We start from the raw sequence: 18519 nt of genomic DNA, 5'->3' as shown, positions 1-18519 counted from the left end.
AAAGAAATATAAAAAACTATCAAATTTACCTTTCAAACTAAAATGTATAACCTATTGAAAATTCAACTCCTTCAAGCTTTGTACTATCTATTAAGTACAATGAGTAAATTCCTGAATTGATAATTATGTTTCCTATGTAATATTTCGCTCCAACCCTGACGATGCTCGTGATTTTCTCAAAACCGAATTCAAAAATTGGAAATAACATACCTCCAAAACCGTATAAAGAAATCCTACCAATTTCAAGGTTAATGTCATACTTTGCCTGCCCACCTATTGCTCCAAAGTGCTTCTCGGCCACATCTGTTATATACATCAAACTGAATCCACTTGTTGTGCTCGGACCATTAACGAGATTACTAAGAGTATTAAATTCCAGCGCATAGAGCAATTGACCGGAAAAGGAGTACAATACTCCACTGTTCAGCTCAAATGCAAAACTTGTTGCAAACAAAAGGAACACGATAGCTAAAAAAACAAACTTCTTCATAACTTTACCTCCTACATAAAAATATGGTATAAATAATTTAGCTTAAAAAAATTGAGGGCAGGACAACTTATGTCACCTTGGCTTTTAAGCCATTTAAGGAGTCTGTTGCCTGCCTTTAACCATGATTAGTTGGTTGGGCTTTCAGCCCTCGTCAGCATGGAGGATTGGTTCAGCAGGCTCCCTGCCCTCATCATTCGAAAGGAGGATTTTTCATGGATAACTTCCCTGTTTTCGTCGGCATCGATGTTTCCAAGGATAAGTTCAACGTCTGCGCTATCTCTAATCCCAGTTCCATCATCTTCGAATCTTCTTTCGATATGTCCCAGCAAGGCTTTTCCTCCTTCGCAAACAAACTCTCTGCCTTCCCAAAACAATCCATCATCATCGCTATGGAATCTACTGGCTGTTATCATCTCAACCTTCTGGCTTTCCTTTCTTCCAACGACTTTGCTTGCGCTGTTTTTAATCCTCTAACTGTTAAAAACTTTGCTTCTCTTCGAAAGACCAAAACCGACAAAATCGATGCTCGCATTATCGCTACTGCTTTGTTTTACCTACAACATCAAATTCCTTCTTCTGCTTTTGTCAACTCTGAGCTTCGTGATATTGTCAGAGCACGCGAAAACATTATCCACCGCATCGCAAAAGTTAAAGGCAATATCGAAAAACTGCTCAACGTTCTTTTCCCTGAACTCGAAAGAGTTACCAATATCTACAGTGACACTATCCTCAATCTTCTTTCTCATTTCCCTTCTGCCAAGGCTATTCAAAAGGCTCGTAATCTGGATGTGTTCTTTTCCAAAGACCGTGGCAGAAGTACAAAACTTAATGCTCAAAAACTTAAAGAACTCGCTAATAACTCGATTGCTCAATATTGGCCGATGAAAGAAAAGATTCTTGTGCAAAATATCAAAGAACTACAATTTTTACAGCAACAGCTTGAAGAACACGACAAGATGATGAAAGAATATTGCGAATGTAGTGCGATAAACCTTGATATCGAGATACTCACGTCAATACCAGGTATTGGTGAAAACAGCGCGATGCATTTCTTGGCAGAAGTTGGAGATATCTCAAGATTTAGTACATACAAAAAACTCATTGCGTATTGTGGACTCGATCCAAGCATTGCCCAATCAGGCAAAAGCAAAGTAGAAGGACACATATCGAAAAGGGGCAATGCCCACCTAAGACGAATACTATGGCTAATGGCAGTGAGTGTAGTGATTCACAACGAATATTTCCGAACATACTATGAACGAAAAAGGCAGCAAGGTATACCGTACAAAAAAGCGATAATGTCAGTAGTACACAAGTTATTGCGAACGTTGTACGCAATGTTGAGAAAGAAAGAGAAGTTCAATATTGATTATGCTATCTCACACTCAAAACAAAAATTTAATTTTGCATAGTTGACTCCTTATTGAAAGAGATTCTCATTTTTTCAGTTCTTCCAAAAATCCAGATAATTTTCCCTCATCCAAATATGTTCTATAATAAATCTTTTCGTCGACAGTAATCTTAAGCGGCTTCTGTGTTAGAAGCGGTAGTGCGTGTTTTCTGATATTAAACTTCCCAAGTGAACTGTACAGTTTTGCCAAACTCGCATCGGTGATTATAGACTCAGGTCTTAGAATCGAAACTTGTCCCTTCAGAGAAAAATAATCAAAGATCTGCAACCCTCTCTTGCCATATGTATTAATCATTTCATCAATATTCGAAACACCTATCTTCCTTAAATAATCAGATTTTAAAGTTACCGTGTATACGTAATCAGATTTTATTTGAAGCAATCCTAAGACAGCCACCGCAAAATCTTTTGGATTTGTATTCAAAGCATCTATTTTCGATGAGTTTACGAAAAGAGTTGCCGGTATGTCTATGATATCAACGACCCTTTTGTTGCCATCGACTATGACCAAACTATTGTTTGCTTCGACGATCTTGGATATGTCAGTTGACAAATCTGGTAAATAAAAATAGTACGCTGAAATCTTCGTTAAATCGAATTCAGGTGAGTTCCGAATGGCTGCAATTTTTACTCCAAAATAGAGTCCAATAATAACAAGCAGTATCCCAAAAACAATGATAGTAGGTTTTACCCAGTTTACCTCACGTTCTTTCCTTCTTCCAATGTAGGTCTTTTTGCCACCAGTTCTCATGAGTTTCCTCCTTCCACCAAGTTATTCCATGTCTCTAAGGTATATGGTAGCACGTAAAGGTTGTAGTTAACAGCATAGACAATCTTATTGCGGATTACTTCTTTGTAGGCGATTTCCATATCATAAAATGCAAGTTCTCTTAACTGATTCACTTTGTCGTACACTCTTGTAAATTCAAGCGAGTCAGCCAGTGCGAGCATTTTAGAATACGTTCCAAAATTCGGATGCCCTGAGGTGTGGTATGCTACTCCTAAGAGTACATCTTCATCGGTAATTCCATACTTGCTCTTGATAAATTCCGCGGCTACAAGACCGTGTAACAAAATTGGTTTCTTCTGATGTAACTCAGTTATTTGAATATTGTAAGCTCTTGCCATTCTCATGAGCGTTGTGGCTTCAACATCTCTAAAAACATCATGTGCAAGTGCCATTATCTCAAGAATCTTTGAGTCTACGTTGTACCTTTTAGATAGCCTACGACAAAAATCTACAACTCCGTCCACATGTGGCTTGCGTTCCGGAAGAACGAGTTTACTCACCAAATTTCCTAAGTCTTTAATTACTAACTCCAAATCCATATCATACCTCCACAAGCCTAAGGAATCACTATACTTAAAAATGGTGAAAATCATATGAAAAATCCTCTATCGTATGGATACTTTCAATGAAATACTCTATATTGTCAAACTTCGATTCTGCGTCTTTTTCGTAGAGAGTGGCAAAGGCAATACCAATCATAATATAATCTTTTGAATCCTGCCTTCCAGCTTCAATTGCCGAAACTTCAAATCTCTTCTTCAATTCGTTCACGATACCACGCACTATGCTTCTTTTCTCTTTTAGAGAATTGACCCCAAACAGCCTTATGAGTATTGTGCCATATCCAACTACCATATCGAATGCCCCTATGAATATTCTCTTACTCCAGTTCTTCTATTACGATATTTTCGTTTGTGTAAATACATATTTCTCCTGCAACTTTCATCGATTCTTCGACAATTTTGCGAGCATCAAAGTCAGTGTTGCGAATCAAAACGCGAGCCGCTGCAAGTGCGTAGGGTCCTCCAGAACCTATAGCAGCTATATCTTCATCAGGTTGGATTACTTCACCTGTTCCGGATATTACTAAAAGATGTTCCTTGTCTGCAACAATTAACAGTGCTTCCAACCTTCTGAGCGCCCTATCCATTCTCCAATCCTTCGCCAGTTCTATCGCAGCTTTGAGTAAATTTCCATTCCACTCTCTATATTTCGTTTCGAATCTTTCCAATAAAGTCATGGCATCGGCAACTGCACCTGCAAATCCAGCCAAAACCTTTCCATCACCAATTTTTCTAACCTTTCTGGCACTCGCCTTCATAACTGTATTTCCGTATGTCACCTGGCCATCCGAAGCCATAACTACCTTTCCATTTCTCCTAACCGCAAGTACGGTGGTTGATCTCCACAATTTCTCATTCTTCTCGAATTTTTCTCTATCCATCCTATGCTATTCCTCCCTCCACAACCGTCAGGTTCATTTAGTTTATTTCTTTATCGCCGCTTTTTTGATGCGATTCATTATAGAAAAGAATAAACCCTCTTCTGGGAACTTCTCTATAACAGCATCGGAATAAGGACTCTTGTCTATAAACCTCAGACTTTTATATAAATTTTGCGCAATCGTATATGGCTTTTTAAACTGACCTATAATATAAACATTTTCAGCATCCTTAAGTAGCGAATCCTTAGTTTCTTCTGTACACAATATCAGTGTGTTTGTATTAATGAAATCCTTTAGCGCGTTACTTTCTAAGATTCTTAGCGGCTTATCTGGAGCGTAGTGCCTGTATTTCATTCCAGGAGCAAGTGGTTTGTTGATTTCCATATTTGTTTTGTGATATTCAACTCCACCAAATTCTTTGAATATCTCGTTCAGTTCTTCAAGTGTTATAGGACCCGGACGGAGTACAACAGGCTTTTCACGAGTGAGGTCAACAATCGTTGACTCTATTCCAAACGCACTTGGTCCTGCGTCGATGATACATTCTATTAAACCTTTCAAATCTTCAATGACACTCTGAGCATCTGTTGGACTCGGTCTTCCTGATAAATTAGCACTCGGTGCAGCGATTGGTCCAGAACAATCTATCAATCTCTGCGCAACAGGATGTGCTGGAATTCGTATCCCAACTGTATCAAGTCCAGCAGTAACTTCAGCCGGAATGACATCTTTTTTTCTCAAGACGAATGTTATAGGTCCAGGTGAAAGTTTCTTAATTACTGGTACAAATTTCTCATCTAAATATGCAAAATTGGTGATCTGTTCGATTGAAGAGAGATGGACTATCAAGGGATTATCTTGAGGTCTGCCTTTAACTTCAAATATTTTCTTCACCGCTTCAGGATTAGTCGCGACTGCACCTAATCCGTAAACGGTCTCCGTTGGAAATGCGACAAGCCCTCCGCTTCTCAGCACTTCACACGCCACATCTATAGAATCTGAGTACGGGTCTTTAACAACAACTATCTTTGTCTCCACTGTCGTTACCACCTTCCGTGAGCTTTCTCATTGTAGAGTTCTAAGAAAACAGTTTCGTAACGCTTTAATATATATTTGTTCTTTGTGCTCCACATCATCTCAACATTTCTGTGAAATCCACTTTCTGTATAATTTGTTGAGCCAGTAATAAGAAGAGAATCAACAATTATAAACTTATGATGCAACATTCGACTACTTACGATTACAGAATTGTGCGGCTTGTATTTTAACAAAGGACTTGATAAAAACCATTTATCCGTAACTAATCTAACATCTACCCCTGTACTTTCTTTGTATTTTAGTGAAGCAAGCAGATTTGAATCAGTAAACGCATAAGCACATATCCAGACCCTTTTCTTTGCATTTTGAATAGTTTTTAATACAAATTCTTCTGTCTTATCAACAGGAGATACTTGAAAGTCCTTGACTTTAACAATTGTACCATAATCCCAAGCTTTTAGGAAGAACTCTTTAAATCTCTCAACGTACTGAACTGAAAAGAATATCATGTCATTTAAGCCACTTTCTAAACCACTTTTGCTGAAATTTGCTGATCCGAAAACCACACCATTGTCGTTAACCATGAATTTTACATGGTGGAGTCCTTTTGAGATATCAATCTTCGAATTAATATTTGTAACTGGCTTCTCAGTGAGAACTCTCACGTCTATACCATTCTTTTGAAGACTTATCAACGCGTTTAGTATTTCAGGATGTGAAACATCGAGAGAAGAGACGTAAAGGAAGGAATTAGAACCGTACATAAATTGTAAAATCGTATCTGTTAACGGACCATACTCTGTAAAGCCCACTTTGTAGTCAGACTTTACAGACAGTATCTTGAAAAAGAATATGGTACATATTGGAGCTACTATGCTAAGAATTACTACGTAGGGTATGATTTTGTATCGTGCAAAATTACCTTTCATATACTTAATCTTCTTACACCCCTACAGATAGTCGTTTCCTGTTGAGTACAACAATTAGAGCAAAAAAGAAAATATAGAGAGTTGGAACAAGCAGATGATTTTGAAATGCTTCAAAGCCGTCTACCTTTCTCAGTGCATCAACAGTGTAAGTGATTGGTAAAAATTGAGCTATTGATCTGACTATATGGTTGGCTTGTTTGAGCGGGAAATAAAAGCCTCCAACAAACATCTGGACTTGAAAAAATATCTGCTCAAATATGAAAAGCCTTGAAGTATTCTTAGATACGGTCAAGATTGCCATTGCCATAGAAATCATGACGGCGGATGCCATAGAAACATGAATCAGCATCGTCGGGACGTATCTCATAACTTGCACACCTTTCAGTTGCGCAACAAAACTCAGGACTATCAAACCAATCACAAGGACAATCATACAAATTAGACCGATTAGTGTGTAAAGAGTTATAAGACTCGTCGGAGTTAAATATAACCTTTTAACAATTCCTCTGCGATGCGTATAAGTTAATATATCCAAGAAGCCAAACAAGAAAGCCGATAGAATCGCCATCCCTATAACGCCCGGATAGATAAAATAGTTGTAATTGAATTGTGTAGCATTCAGCTTATGGACGGCATACTCAATTCTTTCTGAACCTCCGATTGAACTGAATACTCCATTTAAAATGTCAGCCGCGATCTGCGATTCCTGCCTTACAGGTACGTAGTATATTTCTATATCCAATTTTCTCATCAATCTTGTGTTTCTCAACAGATTAGCTAACCCGAATCTTGAGTCAAAATCTTTTGGTAACACTACAAAAGCGTTTATCTTCCCATTCTTAAGTTCTTCCTTGAGAACTTCTATATTTGAATTTTCTACAAATTCAGCTTCGAATTGCTTTATAGACGTAAAAACATCTTTCAGTATTTCGCTTTTCCCAAGTATTTTAACCTTAAGACTTATATTTTCCCCGACATTTCCAAAAATCGAGGTCAGTATTAAGAATAATAGTGTTGGAAACAAGACCAACCAAAAAACACTCTCTTTTGACCTTATGAAAAGTTCCTTAAATAGTGCGCTAAAAATCTCAAAAATATGTGCCAAATTATACACATTATCAACCCGCTTTCTTGATTATTAAAAAGAACAAAATCAATGTCGTCAGTCAATCTTTCTACCCGTCAATTTCAAGAAGACATCCTCCAAGGTTGGTTGTCTCACAACGAAGTCATGAATATCGTATTCAAGCAGTTTTTCCAAAATTGGAACAATGTTTATTGCCGAAATATATACATATTCACCTGAGATTATTACATTTTCAAATTCCTCAAGCTTCAGGCCTTCCAAATTTTGTTTCCTAACTTCGACAACCGAATGGAGTCCAGAGGAGGTTATAAGCTCTTGTGGTGTCCCGTGTGCGATTATCTTTCCGTGGTCCATTATGTAGACCCTATCGGAAAGTTGATGTGCTTCTTCCATATAATGTGTTGTAAGTATTATAGTTTTACCTTTTTGCCTGTAGTGTCTTATTATGTCCCATAAGTGCCGACGTATGTGCGGGTCCAATCCAACAGTCGGTTCATCTAAAAAAACTATCTCCGGATCATTGACAAACGCGAGAGCAAGTGCCAATCGTTGCTTCTGACCCCCTGACAAATTCTTAACTCTTGACTTAAGTTTTTCGTTCAGTTCGAATATTTCAATGATTTCCCCAAGATCAACTTTCTTCTTGTACAAAGCTGAGTACATGCGGAGCGTTTCCAGAACCGTTAACTCCTCAAAGAAGAAGTTTTCTTGAAGACAAACCCCTATCAATTCTTTAAACTCCTTTGTGCCGCGGAAAGGTCTATTAAAATAAAATATCTCCCCCCCATCAGGTTTTCTCAAACCCTCGAGTATCTCAACTGTAGTTGTTTTCCCAGCGCCATTTGGTCCGAGGATCGATATTACTTCCCCTTTACGGAGCTCTATTGACACACCGTCGACCGCCCTAACTCCTGGATAATACTTTTTTAAATTCTTTGCACTTAATATAATTTCGCTCAAAGCGTATCACCACCATGGAATATTAATAATTCAGAACAGATTTACCTTTGTTTGAGGTGTAACTTAATGCTATAACTTCCAACGATAAATCCTAAGAGAGTGAAAGAGGTGACTAAAATAAAAAATGCTGTATTGCTAAGCACGTCTATGTCGTATACTTTTTGGAACAGCATGTGAACGTACCGAGGCGTTGTGATGTAAGATACTATTCGGTATGATTTTGGCATAAACTCGATCGGAAAGTAAACCCCAGAAAAGAATATGAAGAGAGTGTAAAGAAGCTGTGCTACGCCTTTTGCAGCCTTTCGAAATGATAAGCCAATCAAGGCTCCAAGGGCTAGATTGAGTAGAACTGACGAGATGACAACTAAGATGTAAATTGGAACTCTCGATGGTGGGATAACAATATCTGCTTTAAAGAGAATTTTGGATGTAAGAATCACAAGAAAAGAAGAGATCAGACCAGTGATAATGTTTGCACCAACCGAGCTGATAAGCAAGTTCGAAGCACTGATCGGAGTAGTTGCCAATCTCTTAAAAAGTCCATATCTGACATAGTCCGTATATATATTTACACCAGCATTCAGACCAACTGAAAGCAGAGAAATGGAAATCACACCTATCATTATGTACTCGAGATCCGAAAGATTCTTGCCGATCGTTATTTGATGAGCTTTCACATTAATAATAGACGTTCGATTGGCTGAAGCGTACTTGAGTTTGAAAGCTTCCAAATCATAACTGTTTTCAAATAGCGCAGACTTGATGTAGACATCTATCTTTCCTTCTCTTGCGACTACAATCGCATCGAATGAACTCTTCTCAATCTCATCGTTGTCCGGTATGTTTTCTAACTCCTGCCACCCAGCTGCTTCAAAAGAAAGCGGCCTGTCGGAAAAATACCCAACAGACAGACCGCTCTCTTGTTTGCCAAAAACTGCTCCAAATAGTATTATGAAAACAACAGGAAGAAGTATGTTCATAAAAAACAGAAATTTATTTCTAAAGTTTACAACGAGAAATGAGTAGAATACCATGATACACCTCATAAAACATTAGGTTTGTCTTATATAAACTTAGAAAACTTTAGTGAGTATGCAAAAACAGATACGCACCTAATCCCACAATGGCCAAACCTATTATTACAAGCCAAGTCCTAAGCGTTTCATTTTCCTTCCTGAGTTCTTCCAATTTATCTTCCATTTTCTTATTATTCTCGTTCAGCAGATTTAGTGTAGAATCTATCCTTTCACCCAATCCTTTTTCACTTTCGTTCAGTAATCCTTTAACAGTTTCTATTTTCTTCTCAAGTGCCCCAGTTAATTCATACAGTTTTGTTTCAGTGAGCATGATTTTTGTGGTAAGATCCTGTTCCAGCCACTTCATGTCTTCGTCATAATCTCTTTTGGTAGTGTTGATCTGCTCTAATTGTTTTTCTAAGTCTTCAATTCTCATAAGCATGGCTCCGTAGTTATTCTCAAGCTCCAAATTCTTGTTTTCGAGATTCTTAATTTCTGAGGCTAAAGCGTCTAACTTTCCACTTACATTTTTGTTTTCGTTCTCTATCTGAATATTCTTATCACCAAGCTCTTCAATTCTTCTGTTTTGTTCCCGCATCTGGTTTGAGATAGCTTCTAAATCACTGGTTAATCTATTTTGAGTTTCTTTAATAAGTGATAGATCAACACTCATGTCAATAAATTTCTTTTCAAGATTTTGAGTCCGATTTTCTATCTGAGATATCTTGCTTTCTATTTCTTCAACGTCATTTTGTATACCTTTTAGGTTATCTGCCAATTCAGAAACAGCAGCAGCGATATTGTTTACTGTGTCATTTAAAATCTCGTCACGGTTTTCGAGTGCACTGATCTTTTGTTCAATATTCTCAACGTAACTTGTGATCTCTTCAAGTTTATTCTGAATATTCCCTGAAACACCCTTTATGTAAGCTATGTCTTTTTCAAACATATCTCTCGTAACGTATTTTTCCAGCATCTCATCCAGTTGCTCAGTGGGAAGAACTGTCGGCTTTGTCTGTATCTGACTAGAAGAAATCTTTTCAATCTTTTCCATAAGACCGATGTAAATTTTATTAAGATTGTTGATTTCTTCCTCCAATGTTTTCATTTTTACTCTTAGTTCGCCCGTATCTGAATTCAAACCCTTTACCTGCCCGGTAAGGATTTTAACATCTTCTGTAATTTTTGCCTGATTTTGTTCAATTTTAGCAACCTCTTTTTCAATATTCTCCAATTCAGGTACTTTCTGTGCAGAAGCTTCGTCTCTTTTCTCAGTCGTTTCTGGTTTTATTTCAGACTGTGTTTTCTGGGCCTCTAAGGTTTCTACCCTTTTCGTCAAAACCTTTACCTCATCTTGCAGATTAAGAGTTAGTGAGAGTACCTTTTGGATATTTTGATTAACGGAATTGAGCTGCGTTGTGGTTACCCTTTTTTGGAGCTCATCGCTAAGTTTGCTTAGTTTATCTTTCAAATCAGCAATATCAGAAGCAAGAGATTGATAGTCTACGGAATTCGAAAGCTTCTCAACTTTCTCGGCTATGCTTGAAACATTCTTTGTGAGAGATGAATAGGAAATGGTCAATTCATCTACCTTTACAGAGAGATTATCAATCATCTGGTTTTTCTGTTGAATCTGTTTGGAAATCTGTGCAATTTGTTCGCTATCTAAAGAACTCGCATTTAACTCTCCCAAAAGCTCTTTGAGCGTTTTAACTTCAGCTTTCAACAACTCGACCTCTGATCTCGTTACATAGTTGCCCATAGTTGATATGCTCTTCTCTATATCTGAAATCTTCAAACTTAAGGAATCAACCTTAGTTTCGAGCTCTACCAATTTCCTTGTCGATTTCATAAGTGCTGTTAGCTCCGCACTCTCAAGAATTTTCTGTTTAATTATCTCTACAGATTCTGCCAACATCGTTGTATCAGTGCCGTCAGAAATAAGACCATTCTTATCTACTGCTTCTGAAAGAGTTTGAATACTTGCTTTCAATTGTTCAACTTGTACTTTAACTTCTTGATCGTAAGTTTCCATCTGTGACAATTTAGCACCTAATTCATCAACTTTGGACAGCAGCATATTTAATTTATCCTTTGAGAGAGTTGCTTCAGTCTTCATAGAAGCTATTTCATTTAGCAACCCTTGGATAGTTCTGAGCATTTCCTCAATTTCCGTCTCATCAATCTTGGTTTTACTGTCAGCTTGGATAGTTTCTTTTTGTGCTTTAACCTCTGACAATGAGCTCTCAATTTCAGAAACCTTTTTGTTAAGATATTCTATCTCAGTCTTCAATTCCTGAACCATCGTTAGTTGCTTCTGAAGATATTCTATCTTCAATTTAAGCGCATCAATATCTTCACTTCTGTCCTTTTCAGAGACTGGCTGCAAATTCTTGTTTCCCGCTCCAGCAACACTTTGCTTCAAAGACTCTATTTCTTGATTTACTTTCAATTCTAATTCAGAAATCTTATCAGACAATTGAAATACGGTTTCTGAAACTTTCTTTGATGATGATTCTAGTTCTTTGAGTTTAAGGTCTAGAACGTTGTACTTAGAATTTAGTTCACTAAGTGCATTTCGCAAAGCTTCGTAATCTTGTTTAACGCTTGAAAATCTGCTATCTACTGAAGATTTTACATCTGTAATCTCTGACGATAATGAGGAAAGATTCTCGGTGAGCAGCTTCATATCTTTTGTAAGGAGGGCGAGCGAAGTCTTTATATCAGAAATTTCTTTGTTTATATCCGAGTTTGTCTTTTCTTGACTTTTCTGCACTTCAATAAGAACCTTTTGTTGAGACATTTGAGTTTCTGAAGATAATTTTTCTTGAATTGATGTTATTTTCTCATCGATGCTTTTAATGTTTGTCTCAAATGCAGTGTATAACCTATAAATCAGTACGACAACCTGAAATCTCGTAACAACTTCGTTCCCCCTAAAAGTTCCATCAGGAAAACCGGTGATAATTCCAAGGTCTGACATTTTTTCCACAGCTTCGTAAGCCCAGTGAGATTCTGGTACATCTTTGTATTGAGCAAACCCAGTCAGGCTTAGGAATATCAAGCACAGAAAAAGAAAAATCTTCTTTTTCATAACCCTTCCCCCCTTTGAATTTTTCCCTAACAATTATACCAGCTTTTTATTCGTTTTAATCCAAGAAATATTTTTTTAGAAACTCATATGAACTTTTGTCTAAAGTTGTAAAATCTTGCTCCTTGACACGCTGTGCATTCTTCTTACCAATTCCGGGAAGGCAGAGAAGCTCCTCCATTGTCAGTTCTGAAAAATTGACTTTTCTTACACCCGTCAAAGATCTTTGTCCGTAATCTACAACAACTATGTCTGTTGGAACACTAAATTGGGCAGGAACACCGACGAGGATCGGATAAGTTCCAAGCTGTCTACCAAATGTTATCCGACCTTCTTGAAATTCAGGAATCACCTCTTTAAGGATCGTACCTTGTGGAAAAACCCTCTTTAGCATATGATTATCAATGTCTCTTCGAATAATAAATTTATAGTGTTCAAAGAACTGCTTGTTAGGTTTCAGCGTCTTTCTTTTCGCTAAATGCCATATAGGAGTTCCTGGAAAGATCATTAACTGACGAAGATTTATCCTCCTAAGCAGATACCCTGAATTTAGGTAGTCCAACAGTTTTCTGTAATTTAACTCGTATGTCTTCTTAGTCTCTCCGAATAGTCCAAAAATAAGGTTAATGCCAGGAAGCAATTTTGGAACGCCAGTGGCATCTCTTACTGCACCGATTTCGTTAACAACTCTGACAGCTGTATCAATATCTTGTACATCTCCGTCTATGTTATTCTTTTTCCTGACTATCGGATCAAAACTTTCAACGCCAAAAGATAAGATATCTCCTGAGGTATTGTACTTCACTATAATTTCAAGGATATCAGCTGACTTGGGCAAATTCTTAGATATGTAAGCTGGATTGGCATTATCGGTATGTAAAACCTTCAAATCGGGGCATTTTTCTCTTATGCCTTTGTAAAGTTCTTCAACGGCCAAGGGGTTTATGTTATTATCGTTAAAGTCGCTACCATAGGCTATTATATTCGCACTTCTGCCAAGCCGGAAAGCTCTCACTCCAGACTTGTAAAGGCTTTCTATTTCATCAATTATATCTTTAACAGGACGTGAGAAGAACTTAGGATGTAACAAGGGTTCTGTGCAAAATGTGCAGTAAGTTCTTCTCTCACAACCCAAAGATACTTCGATTTCAGCTATTATATTTGGGAACCTCGGGTGTTTCTGCACAATTTCTGAACCACTTATTGAGGTAGAGCGTATAGCATCAATATAAGGCTTCTCTAAATACTCTGAAATCCATCTTCCTATATCATCCACTGTCTCTTCAACTTCTATGTTGTTGGAAATATCCTTTGCTAGACTTCCACCTCTGTTTGAGAAAGCTTTGGCCAATGCTCCCATTAAGATTCGGTAAGAGTTCTTGCAGTTGCTAAATATTTTTTGAACTTCAAACGGATTTATAGGTGTTCCACCCACATACTTTCCCGGAACAGTTAGACCACCGACTATAACAACAACATCATAAACAGAAAAAACGTGCCATAGGCTTTTGGCACGTATTTCATCAATTGTGTAATAATCAACCTCATAACCTTTTAGAATGAAAGCTCCTGAAACGTATCTTACATAAGTGCTTACGTAAGGCGGTACTCCAAGAACAGCAGGTTCGTCAACATAACCGTCAATTACCACGCAACGCATTCTTAATCTCCTTCTGCGTTTTTTCAGTTGCTTTTAATATTTTCAAATAGTATGATCCTATTTTGAAATCACCACTTGTTTTGTTTATTTCCATTTCGAGGGGTTTTCCTTCTTTATCATAGCCGGAAATCCTTATATATCCTTTACCTTCTGACACGGAAGCCCATAAAAAGATATTATTCAAGTTATATACTTCCTCTGGTAAATTAGGGTTTTCAACAAGTGTAAATTTTGATAAAATACTTTTCATATCAAACTGCTTTGGGAGTTTGTTTATATACATCGTTGTTGAAACGTCTCCAACTTTCCTAAAAATACGAATTATCTCTCCTGAAACGACGAAAATTTCTAAAGAAAAGGTATCTTCCGAAAATTTATATACGCCATCAACAGAGATATCTAATTTCTTAGACCTGACATACTCGTATGCTATATCCGCGAGATCTCTTATCTGAAAAGTCCGTGTTAAATTGTTGGTGTTTCCTATATAGTATTTGTCTTTCACCCTTACCCATGTAAAACTTTCGGGACTCGTCACGAAAACAACCTTTATATCCCCGCTTTCATAAACCTCTTCACTTCTAAACATAGTGCCGGATTTGGTCGTCTCATAAACCATTCTGACATAATAGCCTTCTGAGAAATTGAAACTCGGCACAAGCAATAAAATTATAAATATAGCGAATACAAAGAATCTTCTTGTATGTCTTATCATCTTTCTGCCTCGCTTTTTGGAATTTCTACCTTTTTACCACCCACCGTCGCTTGCAATTGCAGTATATCTGATTATTTTGAAAACATCATTTTCTTCGTTCTCAACATTAGAGTGCTCTAAGGAAGCATCTTCCGAAGCTGGTATAACGCTTGGATTATCATTTTCCGTAAATAATTTAAAGGTCTCTGCTGCTTTGTGAAACATCAGTGTAAAACTGTTAGTATAGCTTCCAGGCTTAATGTATTCGAAACCAGCGAAAAGTATTGAAATAATTATCAAAATAGCAATACCGTATCTATAAATTAGGCTTCTGACTTTTCTTCGCTTTATCTTCAAAATGATTTTCTCTTCCATAATCGGCCCAGGTTTGTAAGAATACTCGCTTAACACCAATTTCAAATACTTTCTTTCCCCGGAGAATTCTTTTGGATCACTCATTATACTCATTTAAAGACTCCTCCTTAAGTGCCGTCCTTAACTCTTTTTTTATGTAGTGAAGTCTGCTTTTCACGGTTCCTTCAGGTTTATCAATTATTTTTCCTATTTCAGAATATGTTAACCCATCAACCTCTTTCATGTAGAGAATCATTCTATCAGTTGGTGAAAGCCTCTCAATTGCTTTTCTAAGCTTTTCGTAAGAAAATTCATTAGCCACGTTTTCCTGAATATCTTCGTCGGTGCTGTACTGAGTTTGATATTCGTCGCTATCGTTGGTCTCAGACAAATCAATCAAAACATCTCTACCCTTGTACTTTTTATAGTGATCTCTACAAACGTTAATAGCAATTTTGTATATCCAAGTTGAAAGCCTTGACTCGCCCCTGAATTTTTTGATGTTTTTATAAATCTTCAAAAATACCTCTTGAATCACATCGTCTACATCGTCTGACCCCATAAAACTTTTAGCTAAGGCTCCTATCTTTGAAGCATACGTTTTATAGAGGAACCTGTATGCATTTTCATCGCCTTTCCTAAGAGCCTTGATTAATCTATCTTCCGAACACCAATTATTTTGACTAACGTTTTCATCAAATCGTTCATTTTGCGAATTAATATCCATTCTTGAAGAGTTGTTAGAAGATTCCAATCTTTTCGCCCCCTACCTGCTCTCTAAAAGAACGAGCATTCCTTAGAGCTTGTCCTCTGTAACAATTGTTGAAAAACACAAGGGCTTTCTTTACATTTGGTAAAAGTATACTCTTTGAAATCTCATCAAGCTCGTCTTCTGTATAGTAATAATCATATCTTGTTTTTTCATAAGCAGTGAACCAACTTTTCTTACGTCCGTGAAGCCTAACGTATATTTCTTCGTCCTCACTGTTGTAATACGTATTAAATGGGTACAATCCTGAAATCTTCGGTAAGTCGACGATAACAATACTTACGTTTGGTGAATACTCTTTAATAAATTCAACTACATCCTCTTTATAAGACCAACTCAAATGTCGAAATTCTATAAACACCTTTGAGTCTTTAAAGCACTCAGCAATCCTTTTTAGAAAAGTAATATTTTCATCCGAATACTTAAATGTATAGGGAAACTGTGCAAGATAACCAGCAAGTTTGCCTTCATCGAATACTATATGGGTGTTTTTGAGGAAATTGGCAATATTCTCAAGATTGCCTTCATGTGTTATTGAGCCGTGTATCTTTAGCGCAAATTTAAAACCTGTAGGTGCCCTCCTTAAAAGAGAAACTATAGACTTATAAGACGGCATCTGATAGAAAGTATAATTTATCTCAACTGCGTTGAAACCATAGTGCTGACAATAATACGTAAACATCTCCGAACTCTTGATGCTTTCTGGATAAACCGTACCGATCCAATCAGAAAATGAAAAACCACTCGTTCCTATATACCATTTCAAAGTATTTCTTTCATTCACAAAATCCCTTCTTCTCAAACTTCCAAGTTTCAGTAGAATTATCTAACACGCCAAAATTCTGCAAGGTGTGGAGGGATATCTTTGACAAAATCTCTTTCTATCTTATCGTAACTGATATAATTTCCTCTTGATAGAACAGAATGAGTTATATACAGCACATCCTTCGCCCGAGTTATCGCAACATAAAAAAGTCTTTCCTCTTCATCCAGCGAATTATCTTTTAAAGCCAAGAAATGTGGAAAATCTCCCGGATTTACTCCAATAACGAATACCACTTTCCATTCAAGCCCCTTTGCTTGATGTACAGTCGTCAATGTAACTTTTCCACTATCTTCATCATTTTCAATTGTTATGCCCCGTGCATCTGAAACAATTAATTCACTGAGCAAAGCTTCTGTAGTTTCATAAAAACTCGCCATCTCGATGAGCCTTTCTATATCTTCTTCTCTATCTCTAAAGTCTTGGTAATGGACTTCTAAGACATATTTGTAAAAATTCTCGTAAAAAGTTCTAATCTGTTCTTTAGGTGACTTTCCAAGTGATTCGGTAAGTACATTCTTAAGTGATTTGATGTTTTCACTCTTAACATCTACATTTAAAAATGTACCTATTGGGTCTTCAGTTGATGTTATTTCGCTAATAATTTTCTCAGCTCTAACATTCCCAACATTATCCAACAGCTTTAGTATTCTCATCCACGAAATCGTCTCATAGGGGTTCTCCAATATTTTCAGAAACGCAATAACATCCTTAGCATGTGCGGTTTCTGTGAACCTTAAACCAGAGAGAATTTTGAAAGGAATATTCTTCTTTGCAAGTTCTATCTGTAATTCTAAGGAATGGGAATGTGCTCTGTATATAACTGCTATGTCACTGTAACTTGCACCATTTTCGACATGCTCAATGATTCTTTGCGTAACAAAATGTGCCTCGTCAAAGTGGTCATAGGTATTCACAACAATAGGTTTTTGAACACTACTTCTGACTGCGCGCAAACGTTTCGGAACAGCTGAGCGCGGAATCATCGCGTTAACCAAATCAACAATCTTATCCGCACTTCTATAATTCGTCTGTATCTTGAAAATCCTCGCGTCTTTCATTAACTCACTAACGTTTTCAAACCTTGCTCCTCTAAAAGAATAAATACTCTGGGCATCGTCTGCCACCACAAAAAGGTTTCCGTGAACCTGACTGAGTAATTCAACGATCCTTAACTGAAGTATGTTAGTATCTTGAAATTCATCAACTAAAACCCATCTGAATTGTGAGGAAATCCGCTCTCGTATGTCTGGGTGTTCCTCAAGTAATCGTAACATTTTCAAGAGTAGGTCGTCGTAGTCAAGCACGTTCTGTTTCTCTTTCTCCAAGATATATTCCTGAAATATCTTTTCGATTATATCGACAACATTAATCCATCTTCTTGCCTTTTTGAGGAGGACCTCATACGGAGTCTGCATAGTGTTCACCATATAAGAGTACAATGAGTGCAGTTCGTTGTGTGTTGGTAAGGCTTTACCCATTTGCTTCGACGTGACAAAACGGCTTCTTGCTAATTTCATCAAATCCGTGGCATCTTCTTCATCAAGTATGGTGAAATTTGGTTTTATCCCCATAACCCACCCATACTTTCTCAACAAGGCGTTGCAAACGTGGTGAAATGTACCAGCCATCATGCCATCAAGATTTTTCCCAGCAACCTTTTGAGCGCGTTCTATCATTTCCTTAGCAGCCGCCCGCGTGAATGTAACAAGAAGTATCTCAGAAGGTTTAATCCCGTTCAAAAGCAAATGGGCTATCTTGTAAGTTATTACCTTGGTTTTGCCACTGCCCGGACCAGCTATTACTATCACCTTTCCAGAAGAATTTATTACTGCTTCTCTTTGCTCGGCATCTAATTCATTAATTATGTTGTCATGAATTGTTAGCTTTTCAGCTCTTTCAAGTCTGTATTCTTTAACATCCTTTTCTCTGTGCATGTTTATCTTACCCCTTATTATGG

The 18519-nt window shown here is 37.3% G+C and carries 18 protein-coding genes; 1 reads left to right on the top strand and 17 read right to left on the bottom strand.

Annotation, left to right across the window (positions count from 1 at the left end; all coding sequences use genetic code 11):
* Positions 1–37: 37 nt before the first annotated feature.
* Positions 38–490 (bottom strand): hypothetical protein, encoded by a 453-nt coding sequence (locus IB67_RS03895; protein WP_072760184.1) that lies wholly within the window; start codon positions 488–490, stop codon positions 38–40.
* 212 nt (positions 491–702) lie between these two features.
* Between IB67_RS03895 and IB67_RS03890 the strand changes: the two genes are divergently transcribed.
* On the top strand, positions 703–1902 hold the full coding sequence (locus tag IB67_RS03890) for an IS110 family RNA-guided transposase (protein ID WP_498875160.1): 1200 nt from the start codon (positions 703–705) through the stop codon (positions 1900–1902).
* Between the two features lie 24 nt (positions 1903–1926).
* On the opposite strand, the gene IB67_RS03885 is transcribed toward IB67_RS03890, so the two are convergent.
* The 16 genes from IB67_RS03885 to IB67_RS03810 are packed head-to-tail and all read right to left on the bottom strand — an operon-like array spanning position 1927 to position 18496.
* Positions 1927–2652 (bottom strand): hypothetical protein, encoded by a 726-nt coding sequence (locus IB67_RS03885; protein WP_072760186.1) that lies wholly within the window; start codon positions 2650–2652, stop codon positions 1927–1929.
* Entirely contained in the window at positions 2649–3230 is a 582-nt protein-coding gene (gene yqeK, locus IB67_RS03880) for a bis(5'-nucleosyl)-tetraphosphatase (symmetrical) YqeK (RefSeq protein WP_084634411.1), read from the bottom strand. The genes IB67_RS03885 and yqeK overlap by 4 nt, the downstream gene beginning before the upstream one ends.
* 34 nt (positions 3231–3264) lie before the next feature.
* Positions 3265–3546 carry a DUF503 domain-containing protein gene (locus tag IB67_RS03875; protein ID WP_072760188.1) on the bottom strand — a complete coding sequence of 94 codons (282 nt, stop codon included), beginning with the start codon at positions 3544–3546 and terminating at the stop codon, positions 3265–3267.
* Between the two features lie 25 nt (positions 3547–3571).
* Positions 3572–4135, bottom strand: coding sequence for an ATP-dependent protease subunit HslV (gene hslV, locus IB67_RS03870; protein ID WP_072760190.1), 564 nt, complete (start codon positions 4133–4135; stop codon positions 3572–3574).
* A 42-nt stretch (positions 4136–4177) separates the two neighbouring features.
* On the bottom strand, positions 4178–5173 hold the full coding sequence (locus IB67_RS03865; protein WP_072760192.1) for an L-threonylcarbamoyladenylate synthase: 996 nt from the start codon (positions 5171–5173) through the stop codon (positions 4178–4180).
* A 5-nt stretch (positions 5174–5178) separates the two neighbouring features.
* Entirely contained in the window at positions 5179–6102 is a 924-nt protein-coding gene (locus tag IB67_RS03860; RefSeq protein ID WP_084634412.1) for a phospholipase D-like domain-containing protein, read from the bottom strand.
* A 13-nt stretch (positions 6103–6115) separates the two neighbouring features.
* A complete protein-coding gene (locus IB67_RS03855; RefSeq protein ID WP_072760194.1) occupies positions 6116–7216 on the bottom strand; it encodes an ABC transporter permease in 1101 nt (366 codons plus the stop codon).
* A gap of 48 nt (positions 7217–7264) precedes the next feature.
* Positions 7265–8149 carry an ABC transporter ATP-binding protein gene (locus IB67_RS03850; RefSeq protein ID WP_072760196.1) on the bottom strand — a complete coding sequence of 295 codons (885 nt, stop codon included), beginning with the start codon at positions 8147–8149 and terminating at the stop codon, positions 7265–7267.
* 41 nt (positions 8150–8190) lie between these two features.
* Positions 8191–9186, bottom strand: coding sequence for an ABC transporter permease (locus IB67_RS03845; RefSeq protein WP_339747056.1), 996 nt, complete (start codon positions 9184–9186; stop codon positions 8191–8193).
* A gap of 49 nt (positions 9187–9235) precedes the next feature.
* Positions 9236–12262, bottom strand: coding sequence for an S-layer homology domain-containing protein (locus IB67_RS03840; protein WP_072760200.1), 3027 nt, complete (start codon positions 12260–12262; stop codon positions 9236–9238).
* Between the two features lie 55 nt (positions 12263–12317).
* The gene (locus tag IB67_RS03835) at positions 12318–13919 is read right to left on the bottom strand and encodes a radical SAM protein (protein ID WP_072760213.1); all 1602 of its coding nucleotides are present in this window, start codon (positions 13917–13919) and stop codon (positions 12318–12320) included.
* Positions 13900–14634: a hypothetical protein gene (locus IB67_RS03830; RefSeq protein ID WP_143145308.1), complete on the bottom strand. Its 735-nt coding sequence runs from the start codon at positions 14632–14634 to the stop codon at positions 13900–13902. The genes IB67_RS03835 and IB67_RS03830 overlap by 20 nt, the downstream gene beginning before the upstream one ends.
* Before the next feature lie 33 nt (positions 14635–14667).
* Positions 14668–15081 (bottom strand): hypothetical protein, encoded by a 414-nt coding sequence (locus tag IB67_RS03825; protein ID WP_072760215.1) that lies wholly within the window; start codon positions 15079–15081, stop codon positions 14668–14670.
* The gene (locus IB67_RS03820; protein ID WP_245789633.1) at positions 15065–15721 is read right to left on the bottom strand and encodes an RNA polymerase sigma factor; all 657 of its coding nucleotides are present in this window, start codon (positions 15719–15721) and stop codon (positions 15065–15067) included. The genes IB67_RS03825 and IB67_RS03820 overlap by 17 nt, the downstream gene beginning before the upstream one ends.
* Positions 15708–16520: a DUF72 domain-containing protein gene (locus tag IB67_RS03815; RefSeq protein ID WP_464309353.1), complete on the bottom strand. Its 813-nt coding sequence runs from the start codon at positions 16518–16520 to the stop codon at positions 15708–15710. Before IB67_RS03815 ends, IB67_RS03820 begins: the two co-directional genes overlap by 14 nt.
* Positions 16521–16558: 38 nt before the next feature.
* On the bottom strand, positions 16559–18496 hold the full coding sequence (locus IB67_RS03810; RefSeq protein ID WP_072760217.1) for an ATP-dependent helicase: 1938 nt from the start codon (positions 18494–18496) through the stop codon (positions 16559–16561).
* Positions 18497–18519 lie beyond the last annotated feature (23 nt).

This window comes from Fervidobacterium riparium, assembly GCF_025370035.1.
GTDB lineage: Bacteria > Thermotogota > Thermotogae > Thermotogales > Fervidobacteriaceae > Fervidobacterium > Fervidobacterium gondwanense.
Note: the sequence above shows the minus strand (reverse complement) of the source record. Positions and strands in the feature narration are given on the sequence as shown.

What these genes read in the sequence shown, in the direction of transcription:
- IB67_RS03835 (WP_072760213.1), bottom strand. Translation starts at nt 13,919, where the DNA reads ATGCGTTGCGTGGTAATTGACGGTTATGTTGACGAACCTGCTGTTCTT.
- hslV (WP_072760190.1), bottom strand. Translation starts at nt 4,135, where the DNA reads ATGGATAGAGAAAAATTCGAGAAGAATGAGAAATTGTGGAGATCAACC.
- IB67_RS03895 (WP_072760184.1), bottom strand. Translation starts at nt 490, where the DNA reads ATGAAGAAGTTTGTTTTTTTAGCTATCGTGTTCCTTTTGTTTGCAACA.
- IB67_RS03875 (WP_072760188.1), bottom strand. Translation starts at nt 3,546, where the DNA reads ATGGTAGTTGGATATGGCACAATACTCATAAGGCTGTTTGGGGTCAAT.
- IB67_RS03825 (WP_072760215.1), bottom strand. Translation starts at nt 15,081, where the DNA reads ATGAGTATAATGAGTGATCCAAAAGAATTCTCCGGGGAAAGAAAGTAT.
- IB67_RS03860 (WP_084634412.1), bottom strand. Translation starts at nt 6,102, where the DNA reads ATGAAAGGTAATTTTGCACGATACAAAATCATACCCTACGTAGTAATT.
- IB67_RS03810 (WP_072760217.1), bottom strand. Translation starts at nt 18,496, where the DNA reads ATGCACAGAGAAAAGGATGTTAAAGAATACAGACTTGAAAGAGCTGAA.
- IB67_RS03885 (WP_072760186.1), bottom strand. Translation starts at nt 2,652, where the DNA reads ATGAGAACTGGTGGCAAAAAGACCTACATTGGAAGAAGGAAAGAACGT.
- yqeK (WP_084634411.1), bottom strand. Translation starts at nt 3,230, where the DNA reads ATGGATTTGGAGTTAGTAATTAAAGACTTAGGAAATTTGGTGAGTAAA.
- IB67_RS03840 (WP_072760200.1), bottom strand. Translation starts at nt 12,262, where the DNA reads ATGAAAAAGAAGATTTTTCTTTTTCTGTGCTTGATATTCCTAAGCCTG.
- IB67_RS03830 (WP_143145308.1), bottom strand. Translation starts at nt 14,634, where the DNA reads ATGATAAGACATACAAGAAGATTCTTTGTATTCGCTATATTTATAATT.
- IB67_RS03845 (WP_339747056.1), bottom strand. Translation starts at nt 9,186, where the DNA reads ATGGTATTCTACTCATTTCTCGTTGTAAACTTTAGAAATAAATTTCTG.
- IB67_RS03890 (WP_498875160.1), top strand. Translation starts at nt 703, where the DNA reads ATGGATAACTTCCCTGTTTTCGTCGGCATCGATGTTTCCAAGGATAAG.